25 protein-coding genes are annotated in these 25,923 nt (G+C 65.3%); 14 read left to right on the top strand and 11 right to left on the bottom strand.

Annotated elements, in window-relative coordinates; genetic code table 11:
• Positions 1–5: 5 nt before the first annotated feature.
• Positions 6–482 carry a DUF1772 domain-containing protein gene (locus ACRVY7_RS10375; protein WP_431816988.1) on the bottom strand — a complete coding sequence of 159 codons (477 nt, stop codon included), beginning with the start codon at positions 480–482 and terminating at the stop codon, positions 6–8.
• Between the two features lie 105 nt (positions 483–587).
• Here ACRVY7_RS10375 and ACRVY7_RS10370 point away from each other — a divergent pair, with 105 nt between their 5' ends.
• The 3 genes from ACRVY7_RS10370 (at position 588) to ACRVY7_RS10360 (ending at position 2,618) form a co-directional block, all read left to right on the top strand.
• Complete coding sequence (locus ACRVY7_RS10370) at positions 588–1,157, top strand: TetR/AcrR family transcriptional regulator (RefSeq protein WP_431816987.1); 570 nt, start codon at positions 588–590, stop codon at positions 1,155–1,157.
• A gap of 96 nt (positions 1,158–1,253) precedes the next feature.
• Positions 1,254–2,030 (top strand): SDR family NAD(P)-dependent oxidoreductase, encoded by a 777-nt coding sequence (locus ACRVY7_RS10365; protein WP_064861972.1) that lies wholly within the window; start codon positions 1,254–1,256, stop codon positions 2,028–2,030.
• Between the two features lie 135 nt (positions 2,031–2,165).
• Positions 2,166–2,618 (top strand): SRPBCC family protein, encoded by a 453-nt coding sequence (locus tag ACRVY7_RS10360; protein ID WP_231894038.1) that lies wholly within the window; start codon positions 2,166–2,168, stop codon positions 2,616–2,618.
• Between the two features lie 251 nt (positions 2,619–2,869).
• Here ACRVY7_RS10360 and ACRVY7_RS10355 read toward each other — a convergent pair whose 3' ends face one another.
• The 3 genes from ACRVY7_RS10355 to ACRVY7_RS10345 all read right to left on the bottom strand — a co-directional run bounded on the left by ACRVY7_RS10355 (position 2,870) and on the right by ACRVY7_RS10345 (position 6,001).
• Positions 2,870–4,702, bottom strand: coding sequence for an acyl-CoA dehydrogenase (locus ACRVY7_RS10355; RefSeq protein ID WP_064867892.1), 1,833 nt, complete (start codon positions 4,700–4,702; stop codon positions 2,870–2,872).
• A 225-nt stretch (positions 4,703–4,927) separates the two neighbouring features.
• Positions 4,928–5,698, bottom strand: a complete 771-nt coding sequence (locus tag ACRVY7_RS10350) for a deoxyribonuclease IV (RefSeq protein ID WP_431816986.1) — start codon at positions 5,696–5,698, stop codon at positions 4,928–4,930.
• Positions 5,699–5,788: 90 nt separating this feature from the next.
• Positions 5,789–6,001: a hypothetical protein gene (locus ACRVY7_RS10345; protein ID WP_049700375.1), complete on the bottom strand. Its 213-nt coding sequence runs from the start codon at positions 5,999–6,001 to the stop codon at positions 5,789–5,791.
• A gap of 287 nt (positions 6,002–6,288) precedes the next feature.
• On the opposite strand from ACRVY7_RS10345, the gene ACRVY7_RS10340 reads away from it, so the two are divergent.
• The 3 genes from ACRVY7_RS10340 (at position 6,289) to ACRVY7_RS10330 (ending at position 8,617) form a co-directional block, all read left to right on the top strand.
• Positions 6,289–7,386: a phosphatase PAP2 family protein gene (locus ACRVY7_RS10340; protein WP_431817075.1), complete on the top strand. Its 1,098-nt coding sequence runs from the start codon at positions 6,289–6,291 to the stop codon at positions 7,384–7,386.
• A 28-nt stretch (positions 7,387–7,414) separates the two neighbouring features.
• Complete coding sequence (locus ACRVY7_RS10335; protein ID WP_431816985.1) at positions 7,415–7,843, top strand: hypothetical protein; 429 nt, start codon at positions 7,415–7,417, stop codon at positions 7,841–7,843.
• A gap of 69 nt (positions 7,844–7,912) precedes the next feature.
• Positions 7,913–8,617: a DUF305 domain-containing protein gene (locus tag ACRVY7_RS10330; protein ID WP_431816984.1), complete on the top strand. Its 705-nt coding sequence runs from the start codon at positions 7,913–7,915 to the stop codon at positions 8,615–8,617.
• A 110-nt stretch (positions 8,618–8,727) separates the two neighbouring features.
• On the opposite strand, the gene ACRVY7_RS10325 is transcribed toward ACRVY7_RS10330, so the two are convergent.
• Both ACRVY7_RS10325 and ACRVY7_RS10320 read right to left on the bottom strand, forming a co-directional pair.
• Positions 8,728–9,774: a glycoside hydrolase family 183 protein gene (locus ACRVY7_RS10325; RefSeq protein ID WP_064867901.1), complete on the bottom strand. Its 1,047-nt coding sequence runs from the start codon at positions 9,772–9,774 to the stop codon at positions 8,728–8,730.
• Between the two features lie 124 nt (positions 9,775–9,898).
• Positions 9,899–10,852 (bottom strand): thioesterase family protein, encoded by a 954-nt coding sequence (locus ACRVY7_RS10320; RefSeq protein WP_431816983.1) that lies wholly within the window; start codon positions 10,850–10,852, stop codon positions 9,899–9,901.
• 117 nt (positions 10,853–10,969) lie between these two features.
• On the opposite strand from ACRVY7_RS10320, the gene ACRVY7_RS10315 reads away from it, so the two are divergent.
• Positions 10,970–11,542 (top strand): HdeD family acid-resistance protein, encoded by a 573-nt coding sequence (locus ACRVY7_RS10315; protein ID WP_064867907.1) that lies wholly within the window; start codon positions 10,970–10,972, stop codon positions 11,540–11,542.
• Between the two features lie 31 nt (positions 11,543–11,573).
• Here the strand turns inward: ACRVY7_RS10315 and ACRVY7_RS10310 are convergent, their stop codons facing one another.
• Complete coding sequence (locus tag ACRVY7_RS10310; RefSeq protein ID WP_431816982.1) at positions 11,574–15,563, bottom strand: Pls/PosA family non-ribosomal peptide synthetase; 3,990 nt, start codon at positions 15,561–15,563, stop codon at positions 11,574–11,576.
• A 369-nt stretch (positions 15,564–15,932) separates the two neighbouring features.
• Between ACRVY7_RS10310 and ACRVY7_RS10305 the strand changes: the two genes are divergently transcribed.
• Positions 15,933–16,907, top strand: coding sequence for an alpha/beta hydrolase (locus ACRVY7_RS10305; RefSeq protein ID WP_049700379.1), 975 nt, complete (start codon positions 15,933–15,935; stop codon positions 16,905–16,907).
• A gap of 125 nt (positions 16,908–17,032) precedes the next feature.
• On the opposite strand, the gene ACRVY7_RS10300 is transcribed toward ACRVY7_RS10305, so the two are convergent.
• The gene (locus ACRVY7_RS10300; RefSeq protein ID WP_431816981.1) at positions 17,033–17,248 is read right to left on the bottom strand and encodes a hypothetical protein; all 216 of its coding nucleotides are present in this window, start codon (positions 17,246–17,248) and stop codon (positions 17,033–17,035) included.
• A gap of 35 nt (positions 17,249–17,283) precedes the next feature.
• Here ACRVY7_RS10300 and ACRVY7_RS10295 point away from each other — a divergent pair, with 35 nt between their 5' ends.
• Positions 17,284–18,501, top strand: coding sequence for an acyl-CoA dehydrogenase family protein (locus ACRVY7_RS10295; RefSeq protein WP_431816980.1), 1,218 nt, complete (start codon positions 17,284–17,286; stop codon positions 18,499–18,501).
• Positions 18,498–18,740, top strand: coding sequence for a hypothetical protein (locus ACRVY7_RS10290; protein ID WP_049700381.1), 243 nt, complete (start codon positions 18,498–18,500; stop codon positions 18,738–18,740). The genes ACRVY7_RS10295 and ACRVY7_RS10290 overlap by 4 nt, the downstream gene beginning before the upstream one ends.
• Positions 18,741–18,956: 216 nt before the next feature.
• Here ACRVY7_RS10290 and ACRVY7_RS10285 read toward each other — a convergent pair whose 3' ends face one another.
• A complete protein-coding gene (locus ACRVY7_RS10285; protein WP_431816979.1) occupies positions 18,957–20,876 on the bottom strand; it encodes an ABC transporter ATP-binding protein in 1,920 nt (639 codons plus the stop codon).
• Positions 20,877–20,999: 123 nt separating this feature from the next.
• Here ACRVY7_RS10285 and ACRVY7_RS10280 point away from each other — a divergent pair, with 123 nt between their 5' ends.
• Both ACRVY7_RS10280 and fgd read left to right on the top strand, forming a co-directional pair.
• Complete coding sequence (locus ACRVY7_RS10280) at positions 21,000–21,515, top strand: hypothetical protein (RefSeq protein ID WP_431816978.1); 516 nt, start codon at positions 21,000–21,002, stop codon at positions 21,513–21,515.
• Positions 21,516–21,642: 127 nt separating this feature from the next.
• The gene (gene fgd, locus ACRVY7_RS10275) at positions 21,643–22,665 is read left to right on the top strand and encodes a glucose-6-phosphate dehydrogenase (coenzyme-F420) (protein ID WP_431816977.1); all 1,023 of its coding nucleotides are present in this window, start codon (positions 21,643–21,645) and stop codon (positions 22,663–22,665) included.
• Between the two features lie 101 nt (positions 22,666–22,766).
• Here fgd and ACRVY7_RS10270 read toward each other — a convergent pair whose 3' ends face one another.
• Positions 22,767–23,687: a LysR family transcriptional regulator gene (locus ACRVY7_RS10270; protein WP_431816976.1), complete on the bottom strand. Its 921-nt coding sequence runs from the start codon at positions 23,685–23,687 to the stop codon at positions 22,767–22,769.
• A 74-nt stretch (positions 23,688–23,761) separates the two neighbouring features.
• Between ACRVY7_RS10270 and ACRVY7_RS10265 the strand changes: the two genes are divergently transcribed.
• Positions 23,762–24,787 carry a DMT family transporter gene (locus tag ACRVY7_RS10265; RefSeq protein WP_431816975.1) on the top strand — a complete coding sequence of 342 codons (1,026 nt, stop codon included), beginning with the start codon at positions 23,762–23,764 and terminating at the stop codon, positions 24,785–24,787.
• Here the strand turns inward: ACRVY7_RS10265 and ACRVY7_RS10260 are convergent.
• A complete protein-coding gene (locus ACRVY7_RS10260; RefSeq protein ID WP_431816974.1) occupies positions 24,689–25,249 on the bottom strand; it encodes a GNAT family N-acetyltransferase in 561 nt (186 codons plus the stop codon). The two genes, ACRVY7_RS10265 and ACRVY7_RS10260, sit on opposite strands and share 99 nt — an antisense overlap.
• A 111-nt stretch (positions 25,250–25,360) precedes the next feature.
• On the opposite strand from ACRVY7_RS10260, the gene ACRVY7_RS10255 reads away from it, so the two are divergent.
• A complete protein-coding gene (locus ACRVY7_RS10255) occupies positions 25,361–25,909 on the top strand; it encodes a TetR/AcrR family transcriptional regulator (RefSeq protein WP_049700388.1) in 549 nt (182 codons plus the stop codon).
• Positions 25,910–25,923: the final 14 nt, after the last annotated feature.

Raw genomic sequence — 25,923 nt, 5'->3', positions numbered from 1 at the left:
GGATTTCACACCAGGGCGACAGCGACCACGAGCGCGACGAGTGCTGTCGTCTGCAGTGAGATGCGCGCCGGAAGCAGGGAATCCCAACGGGTTTGGAGTTCGCGAGCGTCGTCGGGCAGGGTTCCACCCAGTGCGACCGCCTTCTGCAGGGCGTTGATCGGCTTCGCCGCAGTTGCGTAGAGGCCCAGCCACAGCACCAATGCGATGGTGGCGACGAGCGTTGCGGCTGCGGCGGCGTAGTGAGCAGTGATCAGTGAAATCACTGATGCGACAACAGCACTCACCAGTCCGGTGATGCCGGCGACGGGCAGCCGTCGGTCGCCGAAGTAGTGGCCCCAGCCTGCGACGGACGTCATCGTCGCATCGTCGAGCTCGGCAAGCACCGACTTCATGATGACGCCACCGAAGACGTCGATGCCGTAGATGATCGCGTTGGTGAGGATCGAGATCCCGGCGACGATCTGGATGATTGCTGAACTCATGACCTGCTCCTGATGGGGTGCTGATTCCGGCGACCTGTCATGAATCTAACAGCGATAGATTTGCATATCAATGACAGTTTCGGATGACGATGATAAATTGAAGCCATGGGTGCTCAGGAACGGCGTGCTCGTGAGCGGGCAGCTCGGCACGAGAAGGTGATCGACGCAGCGCGGACGCTCGCCGAACGCGAGGGATGGGCAGCGGTCACGACGCGGCGGCTCGCCGACGAGATCGAATACACCCCGCCCGTCCTGTATCAGCACTTTCCCGACGGTCGCGATGGGATCGTGACTGCCGTTGCGCTGCAGGGATTTTCAGAGTTTGCGCGCGCCGCTGACGCTGCGCTCAGCAACGCCGACGAGCCCGTCGCGGCGCTGGTGGACTGCTATGTCGCCTTCGCCGAGAAGCATCCGGCCACCTACGAGGCGATGTTCGCGTTACCTGTCGGGGTCACGTTCGCTGCCGACGACACCCCGGAGGTCATGCGTGATGCGTTCGCGCCGTTCCTACGCGCGCTGGGCCAGGATGACCCAGACGTCGGTGTCGACGCCGAATTGCTGTGGTCATCCCTGCACGGCATGTGCACGCTCGCGCGTCAGCACCGCCTCGATCCCGCGCTGGTCTCGCAGCGACGCGACCGTCTCGTCGCGATGTTCACCGATCGGGCATCGTGAACCGATCGGGCGCCGTGAACCTCTGACGATCCGCGCTCCCGAGCGATCGCTCGGCCCCACTGTTATCCGCGACACAGTACGTCGTAGGCTGTCGACGTGGATATCAACGGAGCAAGTGCAATCGTGACGGGTGGGGCGTCGGGCATCGGCGCCGCAGTGGTTCGCCAGTTGGCTGCCAAGGGCGCGAAGGTCGTCGTCGCCGACCTCAACGCCGACAAGGGTGGACTGCTGGCCAAGGAAGTGGGCGGCGAGTTCGTCTCGGTCGACGTCACCGACACCGCCGAGATCGAAACCGCTGTCAACCAGGCGAGCGAGCTCGGCCCGCTCCGCGTGCTGGTCAACTCGGCGGGCATCGGCTGGGCGCAGCGCACCGTCGGCAAGGACGGCGAATTCGCGTCGGCGCACAACCTCGACGCATACAAGAAGGTCATCGCGATCAACCTGATCGGCACCTTCGACGCCATTCGTCTCGCGGCCACCGCGATGAGCCGCCTCGAGCCCACCGAGACCGGTGAGCGCGGCGCGATCGTCTCCATGGCCAGTGTCGCGGCATTCGACGGCCAGATCGGTCAGGCCGCCTACTCGTCGTCGAAGGGTGGCGTCGTGGGCATGACGCTCCCGGTCGCGCGCGACCTGTCTGCTGTCGGCATCCGCGTCAACACCGTGGCTCCCGGCCTGATCGACACCCCGATCTACGGCTCGGGCCCCGACTCCGACGCATTCAAGGCCAACCTCGGCAAGAACGTCCTGTTCCCGAAGCGACTCGGCGAACCGGACGAGCTCGCCTCGATGGTCATCGAATTGGTCAGCAACTCTTACATGAACGCCGAGGTCGTCCGCGTCGACGGCGGCATCCGGATGCCACCGAAGTAGTAGACGGCGTCGGGTCACCCCGGACCACTCTCACAGGGCGAGAACTCCCACCGCACGAGTTGGCGGTGGGAGTTCTCGCGTCTCAAGCTGGTGTCGGCCCTGGCCGACGCGGCGTGCGCGGATCACACTGGACCCGTGGGCGATCCGCGCTTCTTCCGGATGACGAGTCGCTGGCGTCTGCCCTTCGCCCGAACCGCCGTCTTCGACGCGTTGGCCGACGCCGATGCCTATCCGACGTGGTGGCCGCAGGTTCACGACGTCCACCGCGTCGACGAACGGTCGGGTACTGCGAGACTGCGTTCGCTTCTCCCGATGTCGTTGTACGTCAGTGCGGTCGAAGAAGTTCGCGATCCCCGACGCGGAATCCTCCGCGCGACCCTTGCCGGTGATCTCGTCGGCTGGAGTCAGTGGTGTGTGTCGCAGACAGACGACGTCACCACCGCGGACTTCACTCAGGAAGTGTTGCTCCGCAAGAAGACCCCCGCCTGGCTACTGGCAGCGTGTCGCCCACTGTTGGCGCTCAACCACTCTCACATGATGCGCGCGGGCAACAACGGTCTGATTCGACGACTCGGTGAGGCCGGCTGAACTCCACGCGGACGGATCGATCCGCGGCGTTGCCGGGTGGCGGCTGCCACTCGGATCTGGAGAATGTGTGTCCAATCGATAAAAGTGGGTGCTGCAGCACCCACATCCTTCGATTCAACACACATTCAGGACCTGTCCGCAGCGGTGCTGGCCGACCGGCCGGAAAAGCCCCAGAACCAATACCGCGGCCCCGCAACCGAATCCGGTTGCGGGGCCGCAGTATTGGTTTGTGGCGCTTGTCGATCAGCGGATCAGAAAGCCGCTTCGTCGAGCTCCATCACGTCGTTGTCGATGTTCTCGACGACGCCGCGGACCGAGGTCAGCAGCGGCAGCATGTTCTTGGCGAAGAAGCTCGCAACCGCGACCTTGCCGTCGTAGAACGCCTTGTCGCCATCGGCGGCACCCTCGTCGAGCTTGGTCAGCGCAACCTCGGCCTGCTTGAGCAGCAGCCAGCCGATGAGCAGATCGCCGACGGCCATGAGGTAGCGCACGGAGCCGAGGCCGACCTTGTAGAGCTGCGTCGCGTCTTCCTGCGCGCCCATGAGGTAGCCGGTCAGCGTTGCGGTCATCGACTGCACGTCCTCGAGTGCGGTCTTCAGCAGCGCGCGCTCGGTCTTGAGGCGACCGTTGCCTGCCTCCGAGTCGATGAACGTCTGGATCTGGCCCGCGACGTGTGCGAGCGCCTGGCCCTTGTCGCGAATGATCTTGCGGAAGAAGAAGTCCTGCGCCTGGATGGCCGTGGTGCCCTCGTAGAGCGAGTCGATCTTCGAGTCACGGATGTACTGCTCGACCGGGTAGTCCTGCAGGAAGCCGGAGCCGCCGTAGGTCTGCAGCGACTCGGTCAGCGTGCCGTAGGCGCGCTCGGAGCCGACGCCCTTGACGATCGGCAGGAGCAGGTCGTTGACGCGGTGAGCCATGGCGGCATCGGCGCCGGAGACGATCTGGGCAGCAGCCTCGTCCTGGTGCGACGCGGTGTAGAGGTACACGGCGCGCAGGCCCTCTGCGTATGCCTTCTGAGTCATCAGCGCACGACGCACGTCCGGGTGATGCGTGATGGTCACGCGCGGAGCGGTCTTGTCGGTCATCTGGGTCATGTCAGCACCCTGGACACGCTCCTTGGCGTAGTCGAGTGCGTTGAGGTAACCGGTCGACAGGGTCGAGATCGCCTTGGTGCCCACCATCATTCGAGCGTGCTCGATGACGTCGAACATCTGCGCAATGCCCTTGTGGACCTCGCCGACGAGCCAGCCCTTGGCCGGAACGCCGTGCTGGCCGAAGGTGACCTCACACGTGGCCGAGACCTTCAGGCCCATCTTGTGCTCGACGTTGGTGACGAAGGCGCCGTTACGCTCTCCGAGCTCACCGGTCTCGTGGTCGAAGTGGAACTTCGGAACGAAGAACAGCGAGAGGCCCTTGGTGCCGGGACCCGCGCCCTCGGGGCGAGCGAGTACCAGGTGGAAGAGGTTCTCGGTCATGTCCTGATCGCCCGAGGTGATGAAGCGCTTCACACCGTCGATGTGCCAGGTGCCGTCTTCCTGCTCCGTTGCCTTGGTGCGGCCTGCGCCGACATCCGATCCGGCGTCGGGCTCGGTCAGCACCATGGTGGCGCCCCAGCCGCGCTCGGCGCAGATCTCGGCCCACTTCTTCTGCTCATCGGTGCCGTTGTTGTAGAAGATCTCCGAGAATCCTGCGCCCGCGGAGTACATGAACAGAGCGGGGTTGGCGCCGAGCACCATCTCGCCGAGCGCCCAGTACAGCGATCGCGGAGCGGGCATGCCGCCGAGGTCCTCGTGCAGACCCACCTTGTCCCAGCCGGCCTCGATGTAAGCGTTGTACGACTTCTTGAACGCCTCGGGGATCGTGACGCTGTGCGTCTCCGGGTCGAAGGTCGGGGGATTGCGGTCGCCCTCGGCGAACGAGTCGGCGATGACGCCCTCGGACAGGTTCTTCACCTCACGGAGCATGTCGACGGCGGTCTCGTGATCGAGATCGCCGAACTCTCCGGACTCGAGGACCTTGTCGAGTTCGAACACGTCGAAGAGGTTGAACTGCAGGTCGCGCATATTGCTCTTGTAATGACCCATTGCTGGTTCCTTCTACTAGACCTGGCATATAAGCCGCGGGCTGACGATCGTCGGGCGTGTCGAGGTGAGCGTCGGGAAAGCGCATGGTCTGGACGTTGACGCGGACACCAAGTTACTCGCCAGTAACCCCAGTTTACCGCGAGGCGCAACACACTCACAACCTCAGCACATGTGAGCGTGCTCGCAATTGCAAGCAGTGCGGTAAGAAGTCTCGACGCAGGTCGGTCAGAGACCTTCGCGCAGGTAGGACAGGTCGGCGGGTATGCCTTCCGCGGGTGTTTCGAGAATCAGCGGCGCGTCGGCGATGCGGGCGACCTCGACGAGGACCTCGGGATCGATGTGACCCGACTCCAGATTGGCGTGGCGGTCGCGGCCCGAGTCGAACTCGTCGCGCGAGTTGTTCAGGTGAACCAGGTCGATACGGCCGGTGATGGCACGCACGCGCTCGACCAGGCCGACGAGGTCTTCGCCGCCGGCCCACGCGTGGCAGGTATCGAGACAGAATCCGGCCTGCTCGAAATCGCCGACCGCATCCCATAGCCGGTCGATGGCCTCGAGGGTTCTGGCCATGGCGTGATAGCCGCCCGCGGTGTTCTCGATGAGGATCGGAACACCGAAGCCGCCCTTGTCCTGCTGACGGTCGAAAAGCTTGCGCCAGTTGGCAAATCCCTCTGCGGCGTCTTCGCCATCGCGAAGGTGGCCGCCATGAACGACGAGGCCGAAGGCCCCCAAGTCGGCTGCGGCGTCGGCTTGCTGTTCGACGGCCTTGCGGGACGGCATCCGGAGTCGGTTGTTCAGACTCGCGACGTTGATCTGATAGCTCGAATGGACGACGACGTCGATGGGCGACTCACGGATCTGCTGGGCCTCCGGATGTGGCTGAGGCTTCTTCCAGCTCTGCGGGTCGGTGACGAACATCTGGAAGACGTCGATACCGAGTTCTTCTGCGGTCTCGAGTGGTGCGGCGTCTTCACGCAGGTGGGCTCCGATGCGCATGAAACCAACGATAGTGAACCGCTCGCTGGTGACTTTCGCGGGCAGCGTGGCGCGTGCTCAGTCGTGGCAACTGCTCAGTCGTGCGTGTGCTCAGTCGCCGAGTCCCGGCTCGGTTTCGATGGTGATCGGAACGCCGCTGGCGATCAACAGCCGGCACGGCGCCTCGGTGTCGCGGTAGAGGTGTAGCCACTCGTGACCCGAGCCGTGCTCGTAGACCTTGTCCAGCGCGCGGTTGAGTCGGGCCTCCGCCTCTTTGGTGATCAGGTACCGCTGATCGCCGTAGCGGAGAAAACGATTGGGCATGAAACCTCCCGGCGCCTACTGCCACATCGCTGTGATGCGCATCACCAGTCTAGGAAGTCTTTGCTGTGGATGCGCCATCAACGGGTGGCAAACACCCCGTAACCGCCCGGTGTTCACTAGGCTGACAAACAGTTAAGGATGGACGTCGTTCCATCGTGTTTGTCGAGTGCGATGCGTCAGCACCTCATTCGACCGATGGAATCAGGATTGTCCGCTTGAGCGTAGAAGACGCGGTACGGCCTCCGAGGCGAGGCGCAGGCGACGACGATTCGGACGAGCCGGCAACGATGGCGCCTGTTCTCGACGACGTCGCCGACGCTGCGGAACTCGAAGCCGAGCCGGAGAAGCGGCGCGACCTGACCATGGTCAGACGCATCGCCATCGTGGCGTGGGTTGCGTTCATGGCCTACGAATTCTCCGTCTACGGCCTCGCCTTCGACCGCACGCGCCTGATCGTGCTGCTGTGTCTCGGGCTGTTCGCCGCGAGCATCGGCCGCCGCCGCGCGATCACCGTGCTCATCGACTGGGCGCCGTTCGCGCTCATCCTGATTCTCTACGACTGGACGCGGGACGTCGCGCGGATCGTCGACATGCCGACGCACTGGCACCTCGCCGCCGACGTCGACCATGCGATGTTCGGCGTGGTGCCGACAGTCTGGCTGCAGGGCCACCTGAAAGAAGCGTCGGCGCCGTGGTGGGAGATCGTCACCAGCGTCGTCTACATGTCGTACTTCGTGGTGCCATACGCCGTCGCCGCTGTGCTGTGGTTGCGCGACCGTTCGTCGTGGCGTCGTTTCGCGGCGTGCTTCGTGGCAGCGACGTTCCTCGGACTTGTCGGCTACACGCTTGTGCCTGCCGCGCCGCCCTGGGCTGCTGCACGGTGTACCGCCGAGCAGGTTGTCGACGGTCCGCGCGACGCCGAGTGCATGACGACACCTGAGGCGACGACGCCGGGCGGCATCCTCGGTCCGACCGACCCGCAGCATCCGGGCGCACAGCCCTACGTCGAGCGCATTTCGGCGCGCGGCTGGGAGTACCTCAATATCCACGTGGCGTCGAACCTGATCGAGGTGGGGCAGGGCAAAGCCAACCTCGTCGCGGCGATCCCGTCGCTGCACGCGGGCCTGACCATGCTGCTTGCCCTGTTCATGTGGCCACGGGTGAAAGCTCTGGGCAAAACGCTGTTCATGGGGTACGCGTTCGCGATGGCGTTCACGCTCGTCTACACCGCGGAGCACTACGTCTTCGACATATTGCTCGGATGGGCACTGGCCGCGTTCGTGATCGCCGTCTACACGCTGATCGACCGCCGATTCATCCTCCCGCGTCAACGACGCCGCGCCGAGCAGGAGAGCGCCGAGCAGGAAAGTGGTGCGCCCGCCTGAGCGCTCACGCGCCGGTATTCTGGTCGCCGTGGCCGCATCGCGTAGACGGGTGAGTGGTCGCCGACGTTTCGTACAGCGCTTGGCGGCGAGGCCCGCACGTATTGGCTTCGCGGGGCTGCTCGTGTTTGCCGTCGTCGTGATGCACGGACTCCTCGGCCCGACCCATGCCGAGTCCCGCGCGATGCCTCCCGCGCACGCCGAGATGCAGATGATGCAGTCGGCTGGTGCCGACGCGGGCATGTCGTCTGGCGATCATTGCGCCGTCCTCGGGCATCACTGTCTGTCGCTGCGCGCCATCGACTTTCCCACCATCGAGCCCGCGATTGTCGCAATCCTGGTGTTCGCCGCACTACTGCTCGCGATGGCTGCGGTATGGATGCCAGCTGTTCGCCAGCTCGGCCGTCCGCCTCCGTGGGCTATCCGTGATCACTTGTGTCTGAACGTGATTCGCTGCTGACTCGACGACGCCAGGTCCCGCTTGCACCGGGGCCGAGTCCAGCAGGTCACCACAGACAAGGAAACCAGTATGTCCAGCAACACAATTCGTCGTACCCGCATGCTCGCTGCCTGCGCTGGTGTCGCCGTAGTCGTCGGGATCGCGGGCTGTTCGACGTCCGAGAGCGGGTCTGACAACGCATCCGGAAAGGCGTCGTCGACCAGTACGGACGCGAGCCGAAACGCCTCGTCATCGCAGAGTGCGTCGGCTGAATCGACCACGCACAACGCCGCCGACGTGACGTTCAACCAGATGATGATCCCCCATCATCAGCAGGCCATCGCCATGGCCGATCTCGTACCGTCGCGCACCGACAACACCGCGGTTCGCGAGTTGGCGACGCAGATCAAGAACGCCCAACAACCCGAGATCAACCAGATGACCGAGCGGTTGAGGTCGTGGGGTGTCTCGACAACTCCCGAATCGCAGAGCGCCCAGGACCACGGCTCCATGGACCACGGCTCTATGGATCACGGTTCGATGGATATGGGTGACGGTGCCGGGGGCATGGGCATGATGTCCGAGCAGGAGATGACTGCCATGGAGAATGCACGCGGCCAGGAGTTCGACACACTCTGGCTGAACGGAATGATCGCGCATCACCAGGGTGCTATCGACATGGCCAAGACCGAGCTGGCCGACGGGATCGACCCTTCGTCGCGAGCGCTTGCGGAGCAGATCACGACGTCGCAGCAAGCCGAGATCGACCGCATGCGCTCAATGCTCGGGCAGTGAATTCGACGGCCGGATCGGCGAGTAGGTCGGCGACTGGGTCGGGAATGATTCGGCCGTGAGAAGAGTCGACGGTCGGTGGGTGCACGCGGTGCGCTCGCCGACCGTCGTGCTCAATCCCGCCGCAGCGGCAACCGCATCAGGTAGACCTGGTATCCCACCGACACCGAGTACGTGAAGTACAGCGTGCTGCCCTGAGACCACGGGTGGATAAAGGGCGCGTATCCGGTCAGCGGGTTGTTCATCGGCACGACCAACTCACCAGACGTCCAGGGGCCAACCGGGTCGTCGGCGGTCCGCATCACCACACCGTTATCGCTCTGGCCCAGCGAGATGAACTTACCGAGATAGCTGTTGTAGGCCACCGACATCTCGCCGGTCGGTGCGGGCATGACCGGGGTTGCCGCAGATGGGTTGCCGCGCACCCAGTTCCCGTAGGAGAAGTAGTCGTAGGCGCCGAGGTTCTCGATGTCCTTGGCGTTCACCCGCGCGACGTACACCGCGCCGAAGCGGCCGTCGGGAGTGCCGTAGGTGTAAACGGTGTCGCCGACCTTGAGGAACGCCGTCATCTGGAATTTCTTGTTTCCTCCGCCGTTGGGGCGGAAGGCGTTCAGTGCGCGCCAGTTGTTGCCGTTGTCGTCTGACGCGACGAGTCCCGACCAGTTGGTGTACCAGACTCCCGGCTGTCCCCAGTGCTTGACCGACATCACGCTCATGTACTGCCTGCCGTTCGCGGCGACACCCGCAGTCGGGATGATCGTGATCTCCTTGCGTAGATCAGGCTTCAGAAGGCGTTTGGCCTGTCTCGGGGGACCGGCGTGGCTGGTGAAGGTCATGCCGTCGGAGAGGTTGCGGTCGGTGCTGCGGAGCAGTGCGTTGGACTGCCAGTACCAGAGCTGTCCGTAGAGCAACGACCACCCGTTGAACGTCTGGGTGTCGCCGAACGCGGCGAGGATCTCGCCCTTGCCGTTGTCCCACATCGTGCCGAGGTCGGTGCCGTAGATGTTGTAGCGGCCAGGGGTGTCGTTGATCGAACCGGGTCCGGTCAGGCGCGCAACTGTGGTCGCTGCGCCCGCGGCGTAGGTGGCGGCCGGTGCTGTCGGAGCCACCACCGTGCCGATGGTTACGGTCGTCGCAGCGACTGCGACGACGGTCGCCATGACTCTTCTTCGCGCCGCCACGCGCACCTTCCGACCACTCCAGCCCAGTGACATGGCGTGACCCTATCAAGACCTAACGGTTACATCTCGTTGTAATGAGCGGTTCTCTCCGATTAGCAGACAATTACGCCTCACGATATCGATCGGTGAGATCGACGCTGGTGAAATCGATCTCCGCGGCGGCATTGTTGACCGCGGTGACAGTCCCTATTCCGAACATTCCGTGCGAATCAAACAGTCCAGCGGTACCGATGGAAATGCCGTCACTCTCGATGTGACTGTCCGCCTCGACGCCCACCCAGTCGCCCTGCGGGAGACGAGCAAGTTCGACGGTGAGGTCGCAGTTGATGAAGCCGATACCGCTCGATCCCCAGTTCGTGACAAGACTCGTCGACTCCGCAGCGGTCACCGCCTTCACGAAAGCTGTCACTTGTTCGCCGTCGATTGCGGGCAGCGGATGCGACCAGAGCCGCTTGCGCCCACCGTTCTGATGCGCGCCCATGTCGGTGTTCCACGCGCCGTTCGACGCCCCCGCGGCGTCAGGGGCATCTGCTTCTGGGACGCCTGCTTCTGGGGTGTCCGACGAGAAGCGAGACATGACATCCGAGTCGCCGATGGGCTCGGTCGGCGGTCGGAAGGTGACGGCCTCGTCGGGCCGCCGCCACCGCGTGCCCGGCGGGTTCGCAGACGTCCGGAGGAACACCGTCGTCGCCCGCGCCACGACGACCTCTTCGGCGCTCGAGTCGCCGGCATCCGAGTCGCCGGTGCTCGCGACCCCAAACTGCACTACGTCGAGCTCTGCGACCCTGATTCGACGACCCGCGCGGACGATTCGGCCGCGGGTGAATGTCGGTACCTCTCGCGCCACTTTGAACATGTCGATCGTGAACCGCGCAGGTCGAAAACCGTCCTCGCCGAACTGCTGCTCGACGCGGTGCGCGGCAAGAGCGCACACCGCGGGCCCGTTGAGCGTGCCGGGAGCCCAGAGGCTCAATGCATACGAGGTGGGGGTCACGACGTCGTGGTCGGACGACGCTGCTGAGCTGTACGGGGTGAAAAATGCGCGGGTTTTTGCCACGAATCACTCTTACTCGGACACAGACGCGTGCACGGAACCGCCCCCTCGAGCAACGCGCTTTCACTCAGTTGCGTCTGAATCCCGTCACAACGACCGCTGCGGGGATAAGGTAAGCGCATGACCTTTGCGCCGTATGCAAAACAGATCCCTGACGAATTGATCAGCTCTATTCGGACCGCCATGATCGTGACATCGATCATCGGCATCGTGCTCGGCATCATCGCGGTTGTGTGGCCTTCGGCAACGGTGGTCGTGCTCGCGGTTCTCTTCGGTATTGCGCTCATCGTTGCGGGCCTTTTCCGCATCTATGTGGCGTTCGCTGCAAAGGTCCTCGGTACGGGCTGGCGCATCCTTACCGGAATACTTGGCTTTCTGGTTCTGGTCATGGGCATCATTGCCCTGTTCAGCCCTGCGAATGCCGTCTGGTTCCTCGCGCTCTTCATCGGTTTCGCTTGGCTTTTCGACGGAATCGGCGACCTCGTGACCGCGTTCTCGAAGACCGCGCACGCCCCGACCTGGTACCTCATCCTCACCGGCGTGATCTCGATCCTGGCAGGTCTCGTGCTGCTGATCGGCTCGTCGATGTGGGCGTTGAGCGTGCTGGTGTGGGTCGCGGGAATCTTCCTCATCGTGATCTCGGTGATCACGCTGTTCAACCTTCCCAAGAAGGTCTCCGACCAGGCGGTCTGACCCGCTTTTCGTTGGACGGCCGGTGTGGGACTCAGTCGTGCCAGGGGGCGATGGGATTGCCCTGCCAGCGGGTGTGCGCGGGCACTACGTCGCCACGCATGACCAACGACGCAGGGCCGACGGTCGCCGATTCGCCGAGGCCGGACGCGGGTAGCGCGACACAATGCGGTCCGAGCGTTGCGCCGTCGGCGAGAACCACGCGGTCGATGGCCATGACCCGATCGTGGAACAGGTGCGTCTGGACGACGCAGCCGCGCTCGACGGTCGCGCCCGCACCGAGCGACACGAGGTCGGCCTCGGGGAGCCAATAGGTTTCGCACCACACGCCCTTGCCGATCTGGGCTCCGAGAAGCCTGAGCCACACATTGAGGACCGGAGTTCCGGTCGCGGCGTTGGCAAACCACGGTGCCGCAACGGTTTCGACGAAGGCGTCGGAAAGCTCGTTGCGCCACACGAACGAACTCCACAGCGGATGCTCGGACACCTCGATCCGGCCGACGACGGCCCACTTCGCCGCTGCGGCAATGCAACACGCGATGGCACCGCACAGGATCAACAGCAGGCCGCTGACCAGACCGGCGATCACGTAGTTCGCCTGTTGGGCGATGTACTGCAGGCTCAGCAGCATGAAGATGCCGAGTCCGAACGAGATCATCACCGGGATCAGTCGCAGCGTCTCGATCACTGCGCGTGCCACTTTGAGGCGCACGGGCGGATCGAAGGTCCTCGACGTGTCGGTTGTCGCGGCGGTGCGTCGAAGTCGAATCGGTGGACTACCAAGCCAACTCGACCCCGACTTGGCTCGGTCGGGTGCGGCCGACAGCACGGCGACGAGACCGTTCTTCGGTACCTTGCGGCCTGGCGCTGCCATTCCGGAGTTGCCGAGGAACGAGCGTTTGCCGATCTTGACGTCGTCGATGTGCATCCAGCCGCCGCCGAGTTCGTACGACGCGACCATGGTGTCGTCGGCGAGGAACGCGCCGTCGGCGATGGTCGTGAATTTCGGCAGCACCAGCGCCGTCGAAATCTCGGTGCCTTTGCCGACTTTTGCGCCGAGAATGCGGAACCACCACGGTGTCAGCAGGCCGGCGTAGAGCGGGAACAAATAGGTGCGGGCGGAGTCGAGCAGTCGCTCGGTCATCCACACCTGCCACCCGACGCGCGAACGCACCGGGTGATAGCCATTCTCGAGACCCAGTGACATCGCGCGCACGAGGATTGCGGTGATCGCGGCGAACACCGCGAGGCTGACGATGGTCGCGGCGGGTAGCAGGATCAGCGAACGGATTGCGACGTCGCGGAGCCGGTCGGCGTGCAGCGCCCATGTCCCGATGACGAGCAGCCCGACACCCAGGGAGATCAGTGGAATGGCAGCAAGAACCATCGACGACAGCCCGTAGAGCGGCACCCAGATGCTTGCGCGACGGGGGCGGTGATCCGGCCACGAATGCGTTGCCTTACCGATCTTCACCGCGGGCGATCCGGCCCAGTGCTGCCCGGCCTTGACTCGACCGAACACCGCAGATCCGGGGCTGACCTCAGCATCCTTGCCGACGACGGCGCCGGGGGCGAGCGTCGACCGCGCACCGATCGTCGCACCGCGCTTGATCACGATCTCGCCGATGTGGACGAGGTCGCCGTCGATCCACCAGCCCGCGACGTCGACCTCTGGTTCGACGGATGCGCCGTCGCCGATGGTCAGTTTTCCGGTCACAGGTGGAATCGTGTGCAGGTCGACGCCGCGCCCGACGGACGAGCCGAGCGCGCGTGCCAGATAGATCATCCACGGCGCACCCGACAGGTTGGCGGCGCCACTGGCGACGAGCAGACGCTCGGCGACCCAGAGTCGAATGTGCACGTTGCCGCCGCGAGGATAGGTGCCCGACTCGACGCCGCCGAGCAAGATGCGCGATCCGATCGCGGCAATGACCATCCGGCCGGGCGGCGTGATGAAGATGAGGAACGCGACGAGCACGACCCACCAGTTGACCTCGACGAGCCAGGGGACTGACACGTCGAGCCTGCGGGCGGCCCACGCACCGATGTTGTTGACGACGCCGAGCCACGTCGCCCATTGCAGTCCGGTCAGCGTCGACAGCGGAACCGACAGGAGTAGTTGCGCGACACCGGTGGCGGCAGGGGTCGGTTTCACCTCACGCGGGTCGACGACCTCCGCGGCCGTCGTCTCGCCGAGGAACTCCGCGAGTGAGCCCAACCGCGGGTGGTCGTAGAGGTCGGCGACGGTGATCTCGGGGTAGCGCTCGCGCACTGCCGTCACCAACTGCGCCGCGGCGAGCGAGCCGCCGCCCTCGGCAAAGAAATCGGTCCCGGCACTCGTCACGGTCGCGCCGAGAACATCTGTCCACCTCGCAGCCAGCCACGCTTCGGTGCTGCTGAGGTCGCTTGCGTCTTCGTCTTCGGAGTTGTCGGTACCCGGTAGCGGCCACGGGAGTGCGTCGCGGTCGACCTTGCCGGACGTCCTGGTCGGCAGTTCGTCGACGAGCGCGAGTCGTGGCACCATCGGTGCCGGAAGTTGTTCTGCGAGAAGGCTATGCGCGTTGGCGACGTCGAACTCGGGGTCGGCGGAGACGAGGTAGCCGACGAGCAAACTGTTGCCCGCGGCTGTCTTTCGGACCGCGGTCGCCGCGCCGCTCACCCCGGGCAGGTGCTGGAGTGCGTTGTCGATCTCGCCCAGTTCGATTCGCCTGCCGCCGACCTTGACCTGATCGTCGGCGCGACCTCCGAACACCAGACCCTCACGGTCGAGGCGTACCAGATCGCCGCTTCGATAGGCGCGGTCCCAGCCGAGAGTTGGCATGGGAGCGTACTTTTCAGCATCCTTGGCCGGGTCGAGATAGTGCGCGAGCCCGACGCCGCCGATGATCAGCTCACCGGTTTCTCCTTCGGCAACGGGCAGTCCGTCGGCTCCGACGACGGCGAGATCCCAACCGGGTAGCGGCAATCCGATGCGGACCGGGCCGGGGCCACCCAGGAGAGCCGCACATGCGACGACTGTCGCCTCGGTGGGGCCATAGGTGTTCCACACTTCGCGGCCATCGACGGCGAGCCGGTCGGCGAGTTCGGGCGGACACGCCTCGCCACCGAAGATCAACAGTCGGACGGCTTCGAGCGCCTCCGGTGGCCAGAGTGATGCGAGGGTCGGCACCGTCGACACGACGGTGATGTCGCGGGCGACGAGCCACGGGCCGAGGTCCATGCCGCTACGCACCAGCGACCGAGGTGCGGGAACCAGGCATGCGCCGTGACGCCACGCGAGCCACATCTCCTCGCACGAGGCGTCGAAGGCTACGGACAGGCCTGCGAGTACCCGGTCGCCGGGGCCGAGCGGTTCGTCGCGGCAGAACATCGTCGCCTCGGCGTCGACGAATGCGGCGGCGTTGCGATGCGTGACCGCGACGCCCTTGGGGGTTCCGGTCGATCCCGACGTGAAGATGATCCACGCGTCGTCCCCAGGGGTCGGGCGGTTGGCGTCCGATGAGGCGGCCGTGGATGTTGATTCCGGGGCTGTCGGGTCAGGAGTGAGGGAATCAGCGGCGGGGTCGGGGGATGCGTCGGCCGTGACGTGTATCCCCGCTGCGTCTGTGACGTGAATTCCCTCAGCGTCGGCGATGGCGTCGACCTTCGCTTCACCGAAGACCAGCGTCGCGCGTTCTTCCGGATCGTCTGCGTCGACCGGAACGTAGGCGGCTCCCGCGTAGAGCACCGACAAGATAGCGGTGTAGAGGTCGCGTGAACCTGACGGCATCCGGATGCCGACTCGCGAACCACGACGCACCCCGAGCTGCTCCAACCGTGCCGCGCCGCGTCGTACCACCGCGGTGAGCTGCGCATATGTGAGGATTTGGTCGCCGTCGTCGATGGCGGGAGCGTCGGGGTACCGCGCGGCGGAGGCGTCGAGGATGTCGCACAATGTGCGTGGCGGTGCCGCCTGAGCCGACAGTAGAAACTCGGAGGGAATGGAATTGGGCAACCCGAGAGGACGCGAATCCGTGTCAGTCACGCCGGGTACCGCCGATTCTCGAGTGTGAATGTTGACCCTGATGCGGATGCGTACGCATCACATGGTGTCGCTGACATGGCTGCTGTGGAGTGTCCTAGCTCTCTGATTTGCGCGGCTGGTGAGATCGCGCTCGGAAATCCCGGCGCCAGACTGTCGGTCTCCCGAAACGGGTGTAGCTTCACATTCATCGGTTCCGAACACACTGTAGGTAGTTGCACTGTAGATATCTCACCGTGGGAAACCTCGCGGGAGCACTCTGTGCAGGAATACTAGCCAAGGGAATTCGGCCCGTGGTTGCCGTCGACGCCGCCACACGATTCTGATCGCGCATCACTTTCTCGCGGTTGGGTTGGGGTGAGGAGAAACAGCATGCCAATTGTGCATCACCGAAAGGCGAGTGCGCTCTCGTACCCACTGTGGTTTGCGACTCGTGCACTCTTGAAACCAACGCTCGCGGTGTGGCCGTTGAACAGGCCAGGGTTGGCCGGACTCTTCTTGATCGATCGTCTGTTCGCCGGAGCGCCAGAACCGAGACACGTCGTTCGTGAGCAGATGGAACTCGCAGGCCGACCCACAGAGGTGGTCATGCCGAGCGGACCGTCGCGGCGCGACGCCGATACCGCGATCCTCTACCTCCACGGCGGTGCATTCGTCGTCGGAGGTCTGGGAACACACCGCTCGATTGTCGCCCGACTCGCGAAGGCGTGCGCGTTGCCGGTCTTCTCGCTCGAGTACCGCCAGCTACCGAAGGCGGGCGTCGGGACATCGGTCGACGACGCCATGGCCGCCTACCGCGAACTGCTCAGCGAGCGCGGATATCGACGGCTGATCGTCGCGGGCGACTCCGCGGGCGGCTTCTTGGCGATGAAGGTCGCCGAGGGCACCTACACGGCCGGTCTGCCGACACCGGTGGCCCTCATCGGGTTCTCCCCGCTCCTTGACCTCGACCTGGGCACCAACCCCGACCGCTGTAGCCGTTCCGACGCCTATCTGCCGATGAGCAAGATGGCGCGCCTCGTCCCGCTGCTCGACAGGGGGCCGATCCCGCTGCGCGGTGCACGCCGCGCCGCCGACATCGACGCCGAGGCGTTCCCACCGACGGTGATGATCACGGCAGAGAACGAGATGCTCGAAGCCGACGTGATCGAACTGATCGAACGGCTCGACGAGGCGGGAGTCGACGCCGTCGCGCACAGCTACTCCTGGCAGGTGCACGCGTTCCCGGTCATGAACGCCCGCCACACCGAGACGCTGCACGCCGTCGAGACCACCGCCGCCTTCACCACGCAGGCGGTCCGCGACGCCAAGGCCGCCGACGAGCGCGACGCCAAGGCGGTCGGCTGAGCGGACGCCGCTGGTCGAGCTAGCCGTCGCTGGTAGAGCTGCGCCCGCTGGTCGAGCGGCTTCCGCTGGTCGAGCGGCTTCCGCTGGTCGAGCTTGTCGAGACCACCCCACCGCTGGTCGAGCCCTCACCGCTGGTCGAGCTGCCCCCGCTGGTCGAGCCCCCACCGCTGGTCGAGCCTGTCGAGACCACCCCGCCGCTGGTCGAGCTGCGCCCGCTGGTTGAGCCGAGCCCGCTGGTCGAGCTTGTCGAGACCACTCCCCGCGGCGTCGAACGCCCAACCTCCCGGTCGTCGACGTAACCGCGGCGTCGAACTGCCATAGTGGAGAGGCGCGGCAGACATCCCGCGCGGCGTCGAGAAACAGGTGGTGGACAACGGTGAGTGCGACTGCGTCACATTCGACTGGTGCAAGCAAGACCAAGACGGTCGGTGAGCTCTTCGGCTTCGACAGACTGATCGACGACCAGGAGCGGGCGATCATCGACACCGTCCGCGACTTCGGCGCCAAACGTCTGCGCCCCCACGTCGGCCAGTGGTTCGAGGACGGCACGCTTCCCGTCCGAGACCTCGCCCGCGAGTTCGGCAAGCTCGGCCTGTTCGGCATGCACCTCGAGGGATACGGCTGCGCCGGAACGTCGGCGACCGAGTACGGACTGGCCTGCCTGGAGGTCGAGGCCGTCGACTCCGGTCTGCGCAGCTTCATGTCGGTGCAGGGATCGCTCGCGATGTTCGCGATCCGCGCCTTCGGCAGCGAAGAACACCGCGAAGAATGGCTGCCCAAGATGGCTGCGGGCGAGGCGATTGGTTGCTTCGGCCTGACCGAACCCGACTTCGGCTCGAACCCGGCGGGCATGCGGACCGTCGCAAAACGCGATGGCGACGACTGGGTCATCAACGGTTCCAAGATGTGGATCACCAACGGCAGTGTCGCCGACGTTGCGATCGTGTGGGCGCGCACCGATCTCGAAGAGGGATCGCGCGGAATTCGCGGATTCGTCGTCCCCACGGATACCCGCGGCTTCCGGTCGATGGTCGTCAAGCACAAGCTGTCGCTGCGGGCATCGATCACCGCCGAGTTGTCCTTCGAGGACATGCGGTTGCCGGCTTCGGCGATGCTGCCCGAGGTGACCGGACTCAAGGGTCCGCTGAGTTGCTTGAACGAAGCGCGGTTCGGCATCGTCTTCGGTGTCGTCGGCGCCGCGCGCGACTGTCTGGAGAGCGCGCTCTCCTACACCGCTGACCGCGAGGTCTTCGACAAGCCGCTGTCGGGGTACCAGATCAGCCAGACCAAGATCGCAGACATGGCACTCGAGGTGGGCAAGGCATTCCTGCTCGCCATCCAGTTGGGGCGCATCAAGGACGAGAGCAAGATCGCACCCGAGCAGATCAGCCTCGGCAAACTCAACAACGTCCGCGAAGCGATTGCCGTTGCCCGCGAGTGTCGAACGCTGTTGGGCGCCAACGGAATCACACTCGAATACCCGGTGATGCGGCACGCCAACAACCTCGAATCCGTGCTCACCTATGAAGGCACAAGCGAGATGCATCAACTGATGATCGGCAAGGCGCTCACCGGACAGGATGCCTTCCGGTGACCAATCCCCAATTCCAGCGCGCCGCACAGGGTTTCTCCCGCGGCATGGTGATCTTCGGTTCCGTCGTACTGATGGTGTGCGTCGGGCTGCTTGTCGTCAACTGGTGGAACAACCAGCAGTGGCTGTGGGTCGTGCTCGGCATCGGGATCATCGTCGTGAACATCGCGATGGTCGGGCTGACGTTCCGCAAAGCCAAACTCGCCCCGCCCATTCCGGACCGCCACGACGACGAGGACTAGCCGCCGGCTGATCCACCCCGCTGGTTGAGCAGCCGTGTCGAAACCACTACGCGCCCAACCCGTTCACCCCGCTGGTCGCCATCCGGCTCGCTGTTGAGCGAGCTCACCCCGCTTGGCAGCCCGTCCCAGCCCGCTCGCCAGCCACCCCACCGGCAGGCCGTCCCCTCCCGCTGGTTGAGCAGGCCGCGAGCGCAGCGAGCAGCCGTGTCGAAACCACTACGCGCTCAACGTCTCCGGGCGGCACTCCGCCTGCTGCTCGGAGCTCGCGTCGGCGAACTGTGTGCGATAGAGCTGCGCGTATCGTCCGTTGGCCGCCAACAGCGTTCGGTGGTCACCACGTTCGACGACGCGCCCTGCTTCGATCACCACAATCTGGTCGGCGGCACGGATCGTCGACAACCGGTGCGCGATAACGATCGACGTGCGCCCCTCCAGCGCTTCGGCCAACGCTTCCTGAACCGCCGCTTCCGATGTCGAGTCCAGGTGCGCGGTCGCCTCGTCGAGGATCACGACGGCGGGGTGTGCCAACAGAAGTCGCGCGATGGTCATGCGTTGACGTTCGCCGCCCGACAATCGATACCCGCGTTCGCCGACGATCGTGTCCAGGCCGTCGGGCAGGCTCGCGACCAACTCGTCGAGCCGCGCTCTGCGCAGAGCGTCCCAGATGGCGTCATCGGATGCATCTGGTTGAGCCAGAACGAGATTCGCGCGGACGCTGTCGTGGAATAGGTGTCCGTCCTGGGTCACCAATCCGACATTCCGGTGCACCGATTCGCTGCGCAGGTCGCGCACGTCGACGCCGTTGAGGCGGATGGCGCCCTCGTCGACGTCGTACAGGCGGGTGGCAAGACTCGCGATCGTCGACTTGCCCGCGCCGGAACTCCCCACCAGCGCGACCATCGAGCCCGCTGGGACGTCGATGTCGACGTCGTGCAGCACCTGAGTCCCGCCCCGACTGTCCAGTTGCGCAACCTCTTCCAGCGAGGCCAGGGAGACCTTGTCGGCCGATGGATAGCCGAACGAAACGTGGTCGAATCGGACGCTCACACCGTCGTCGGCGTCGGGAACGTCGGTGGCGTCGGGCTTGTCGTCGATCAGGGGCGCGAGGTCGAGTACCTCGAAGACCCGCTCGAAACTGACCAGCGCACTCATGATTTCGACTCGCGCGTTCGCGAGCGCGGTGAGTGGCGCGTACATGCGGGTCAGCAAGAGTGCCAGTGCCACAACGGCTCCCGCGGAGAGATGTTGATATACCGCGAGCCAGCCGCCGAGTCCGTAGACGAGCGCGAGTGCCAACGCCGACACCAACGTCAGTGCGGTGATGAAGACGCCCTGCAGCATGGCGCGTCGCACACCGATGTCGCGGACTCGGTCTGCGCGCGTGGCGAATTCACGACTCTCCAACGTCGGACTGCCGAACAGCTTGACCAAGGTCGCGCCAGGTGCCGAGAAGCGTTCCGTCATCTGTGTCGACATCCGCGCGTTGTGCTCGGCTGCCTCATGGGAGAGGGCGGCCATCCGTCGAGCCATGCGTCGTGCGGGAATCACGAAGACAGGCAACAGAACCAACGCCAACAGAGTGATCTGCCAGCTGATCGCGAACATCACGCCGAGCGTCAACGCCAACGTCACGATGTTCGACACCACACCCGAGAGCGTGTCGCTGAACGCGCGTTGCGCGCCGATGACGTCGTTGTTGAGCCGGCTCACCAGCGCGCCGGTTCGGGTACGCGTGAAGAACGCGACGGGCATCTTCTGGACGTGGTCGAAGACCGAGCGTCGCAGATCCAGGATCAGCCCCTCACCGATGTGCGCCGACAACCAGCGCGTGCCGATTCCCGCAGCTGCCTCGGCGACGGCGATCAGCGCGATCAACACCGCGAGTCCGACGATCGTCCCGCCCGATCCGCCGTCGCTGATCAGATTGACCACACGCCCTGCCAGGATCGGGGTCACCACCGTCAGCACCGCGGTGCACACCGACAGCGCGAGGAACACCCCGATACGGGCGCGGTGTGGGCGCGCGAAGGTCATGATGCGACGCAGCGTGCTGCGCCGATCACCGCGCAGCCGCTTGCGCGACGGCGAGTTCGACGACTTGTACATCATGTCCCAGGCGACGGACTGCATACTCATGAGTTCAAGGGTAGAAGCTCAAGTAAGGTTTAAGTCCAGCCGTGCGTTGCGCTCGTAGCGGACGGGCCAAGTCGGCCCATCGCAGAGTGCTGCGTGTCATACCCACAGTCGAGAATGTGAGTCATGGCCAAGATTTATCCGATCAACGACTGGGACTCGATGCTTGCGTGGGTCGCCGAATCGCTCGATGACCAACCGCCCGGCCTCGAGTTCAGCCTCGGCCCCAACGATGTCCGATTGGCAGATGATTGGGACGAGCTGGAAGCCGAGGTCGAAGAGGACGATCTCGACATCGACGACGAGGCCGACTTCGCCGCGCCGGACGCCATCTGTGTGCAGGTCTACGTCCTCAATGACGGCATACTCCTGGTGCGGAGGTCGCGCACCGCTCTGCGGACACTGCGCTTCGTCGACCACGACGCATCATCGATGCCCGTAGACATCTGGCAGGACGACGATCCGTTCGACGACTGCACCGACGGGTACCTCTACACGCGCGACCGGCTACTCGCTGCGGAGGCGTGCATCAGTTGGTTTCGTGACAACTCCGACGCGCCTGATCGGACCGACCTCGGCTGTCACTACAGCTACGCCGTCGAACTTCCTCGCGGGCGATCCGCCGACGCGATCAACCCGTGAGCCTCGCGGGCCGAGTTGCGTGGGACGCACGGGTACAAAAATGCACCCCTGGATCCCACGCAACTGTCGGCCCTGCTGCCTGAGTACGTTGGATCACATAGACGGTCGTCGGCAGTGAGGTGAAGGCATGGCACAGCAACTCAAGCTCGGATACAAGGCCTCGGCGGAGCAGTTCGCGCCGCGTGAACTGGTGGAGATCGCCGTCGCGGCCGACGAGCACGGCATGGACTCGGTGGCCGTCAGCGACCACTTCCAACCGTGGCGGCACAACGGTGGCCACGCGCCGTTCTCGTTGTCGTGGATGGCCGCGGTCGGGGAGCGCACCAACCGCGTACAGATCGGCACGTCTGTCCTGACCCCGACCTTCCGCTACAACCCCGCGGTCATCGCGCAGGCGTTCGCGACGATGGGCTGCCTGTATCCCGACCGCATCATGCTCGGTGTCGGCACGGGCGAGGCGCTCAACGAGTACGCCACCGGATTCCAGGGCGAGTGGCCCGACTTCAAGGAGCGCTTCGCTCGTCTGCGCGAGGCCATCAAGCTCATGCGCGAGCTGTGGACCGGCGAGGAGGTGACCTTCGAGGGGGAGTACTACCACACCAAGGGCGCCTACATGTACGACCTGCCCGAGCATCAGATCCCGGTGTATGTGGCCGCGGGCGGACCGGTCGTCGCACGGTATGCGGGCCGCTCGGGCGACGGCTTCATCTGTACGTCCGGCAAGGGGCCCGAGCTCTACACCGAGAAGCTCATCCCGGCCGTTCGGGAGGGTGCGGAGAAGGTCGACCGGAACTTCGCCGAGATCGACCGCATGATCGAGATCAAGATCTCGTACGACCCCGATCCTGAACTCGCACTGGAGAATTGCCGCTTCTGGGCGCCGCTGTCGCTGACCGCCGACCAGAAGAACAGCGTCAACAGCTCGACCGAGATGGAACGCCTTGCCGACGAACTGCCCATCGAGCAGGTCGCCAAGCGGTGGATCGTCGCATCCGACCCCGACGAGGCCGTCGAGAAGGTCAAGTTCTACACCGACGCCGGCCTGAACCACCTGGTCTTCCACGCGCCCGGCCACGATCAGCAGCGCTTCCTCGACAACTTCGAGAAGGACCTCGCCCCGCGGCTGCGTAAGCTGTCCGTCGCCGACTAGAAAGCCTCCGCGCAGAAACCTACGCGCCCTGGGCCGTTGACCTGTACCGGTACACGTCAACGGCCCAGGGCGTGTACTTTTCTGCGCCCCGGGGCCGCGCCTCACACCCCGACCAGCGCGCCGTGCGTCCGGCGCGCCTGCTCCCGCACCAGTTCGACGACGCGGTCGGCGGCGCGGTGCTCGCGGATCGTGTGGCGGCGTCGAATCGAAATCGCCCGGCGCGGAGTCGGTTCGGCGATCGGCACCACGCGGACCGAGTCCGGAACGTCGACGAGCGCCAGCGCGGGCACCACGGTGAGCCCGACCCCGGCGGCGACGAAGTTGATCGCGGTCAGGTAGTCGTGCGTCTCCACGCCGAAGCACGGGCTGAAACCCGCTGCGGTGCAGGCGCGCAGCAGCGCTGCGCGGCAGGGGCCGCGCGCGATGTCGTTGTCGATCCAGACCTCGTCGGCAAGCTCGCGCAGCAACACGTGATCCCTTGTCGCAAAAGGGGAGTCGGGTGTGACCACCACGTGGTAGGCATCCGAGACGAGTGGCATGACTTCGAAATCGTTCGACGACGAACTGCCGATCACGGGCGTCGGGTCGTCGATGCCGATCTCCACATCCGGTGGCGCGACGAGGGGATCGGTGATCTCGAGGAGTCGAAGGTCGAGCCGCAGCGCGGGGAATTCGCGCCGGATCTGCGCCACGACCGTCGGCATCCACGCCGCCCCGGCGGACCCGAAGTAGGTGACACGCAGCGTGCCCGCCCGGCCCTGCCGCAAATCGGCGACGAGCCCCTCGAGCCGCGCGAAGTGGTCGAAGATGCCCTCGGACTCGGCCGCCAACGTTCGACCCGCTTCGGTCGCGACGATCCCGCGACCATCGCGCTCGACAAGCGTGAGTCCTGTCTCGCGCTGCAGCGTCGCCAGATGCTGGCTCACCGCAGACGGGGTGTAGCCGAGAGCCGACGCCGCGCCGCCGACGGAGCCCTCCGCGACGACAGCTCGGAACACTCTCAGACGATGTGGATCGATCATGCCCTTGAATATACAGCCGTACTCAAGAGTCGTGAAGAAATATGAACTTGTGCTGAATTATTCTCGGGCAGATCATGAAAGGCATGACGCGTCGAACCCCCGACCTTGCCGCCATCGCAGCCACGGTCACCGTGATCCTGTGGGCGTCGGCCTTCATCGCCATCCGGTCGGCGGGCGAGTCGTTCTCGCCCGGTGCGCTGGCATTCGGCCGACTGGCGACCGCCCTGGTCGCCCTCGTGCCGATCGTGGTGGTGATGCGACGCCGCAACGGGCTCGGGCGCGGACTGCCGCCGCTCCCGCGCGGCCGGGGACTGGTGCTGGTCCTCGTGTACGGCGTCGCGTGGTTCGCGCTCTACACCGTGACGCTCAACTGGGCCGAGCAGCATCTCGACGCCGGCACTGCGGCACTTCTCGTCAACTTCGCACCGATCCTTGTCGCGGTGTTCGCCGGGCTGTTCCTCGGTGAGGGATTCTCACGCCGACTGCTCGTCGGCATCGGGGTGGCATTCGCAGGCGTCGTGCTGATCACGGCCGGCGGCTCGGGGCCGCATGCGGACTGGCTCGGTATCGCGCTCGGAGTGGCGGCCGCGGTGCTCTATGCCACGGGCGTGCTCGTGCAGAAGGTGGCGCTCAGCCACATCGACGCCCTCTCGGCGACGTTCTGGGGAGTCATGGCCGGTGTGCTCGCGACGGTGCCGTTCGCTCCCGCCGCCGCGCGGGAGGTTGCCGCGGCACCTGCCTCCGACATTGCCGCGATGATCTTCCTCGGCGTCGGCCCAACCGCCATAGCCTTCACAACCTGGGCGTATGCGCTCTCGCGTACGAGTGCAGGTGCACTGGCGGCGACGTCACTCGTCGTGCCCGCTCTGGTGATCGTGCTGTCGTGGCTGGTCCTCAGCGAGGTGCCGACGCCGCTGCGGATCGTCGGAGGTGTCCTCTGCCTCGCGGGCGTGGCGATGACGCGCGGGTTGATCCGCCTTCCGCGGCGCAGGGCGCGCGCCTCAGCCGTGCGCGTCGCGAGCGGCCCCGTCATCCAGAGCAGGCCCGTCCAGAGCAGGCCCGTCGAGAGTGAGCTGGAGAAGTGCGAGGTCAAGCCATGAGCCGAACTTCGTTCCGACCTGCGGCAGCAGCCCGACGCGCGTGAAGCCGAGCCGCTCGTGAATGCGGATCGACCCCTCGTTGGCGGCGTCGATCGCAGCGACCATCACATGGAATCCCTCGCTGCGTGCGCGGTCGATCAGTGCGTGCATCAGCGCCTGCCCGGTACCCTTTCCGCGCTGGTCGGAACGCACGTACACCGAATGTTCGACGGTGTGCCGGTAGCCGTCGTGCGGACGCCACGGCCCGTACGTCGCGTAGCCGACGACCGACCCATCCGCCGACGAGTCCTCGACCGCGACGAGCACCGGGAAACCAGCCTCCTGGCGCTGCGTCAACCACGTGAGCCGGTTCGCGTCGTCGACGATCTGTTCGTTCCAGATGGCGGTGGTGTTCTCGACGGCGTCGTTGTAGATGGGCGTGATGCCGGGGACGTCGCCTGCGCGCGCGTCGCGAATCTCCATGGGCGCCGAGCCTAGGGCATGAGGTCACGTGCCACCTCGCGCACTGCGCCGTGCAGCGAAAGTGACCGGTACCCTGCGCCGACGTCTGCCCGATTCGCTAACTTCTCAAGCATGGAATCGGATCGTCTTGTGGATGTGGGCGTCGCGCTGGTGTCGCGTTTCGGTGCGAAGGCACTCAGCCTGACGTCCGTGGCCCGTCACGCGGGGGTGGCTCGAGCGACGGCCTACCGCATGTTCGGCGGACGTGACGCTCTCGTCGCTGCCATGCTCGACCGCGAGATCGCGCTCCTGCGGGTGAAACTACGCGAATGGTCCGACACCGCACCCGACGCCGCGGGCAAGGTGCGGGCACAGGTGCTCGGCGTGCTGCCCCACATCCGCGAGCACGAGGCGCTGCAGTATGTCCTCCGTCAGGAGCCCGAGGAGATCGTGCGCGCGCTGGTCGCGACCAACGACGACGACGGACCCGACCTGATCGAGAAGATCGTCGATGCCACGCTGCCCGACGTCGCACCGCAGGTGCAGGCCGAACTGTTCCCCGATGCGCGTGGCGCCGCCGAGTTCATGGTCCGGACCATCTACTCGCTGATGCTGATTCCCGACAGCAGCCTCACCGATGAGCAGATCGCCGACCTGATCGTTCGGGCAATCGTGACCTGACCGGGGCCACCTCA

It is taken from the genome of Gordonia jacobaea (assembly GCF_965344965.1).
Taxonomy (GTDB): Bacteria; Actinomycetota; Actinomycetes; order Mycobacteriales; family Mycobacteriaceae; genus Gordonia; species Gordonia jacobaea.
Note: the sequence above shows the minus strand (reverse complement) of the source record. Positions and strands in the feature narration are given on the sequence as shown.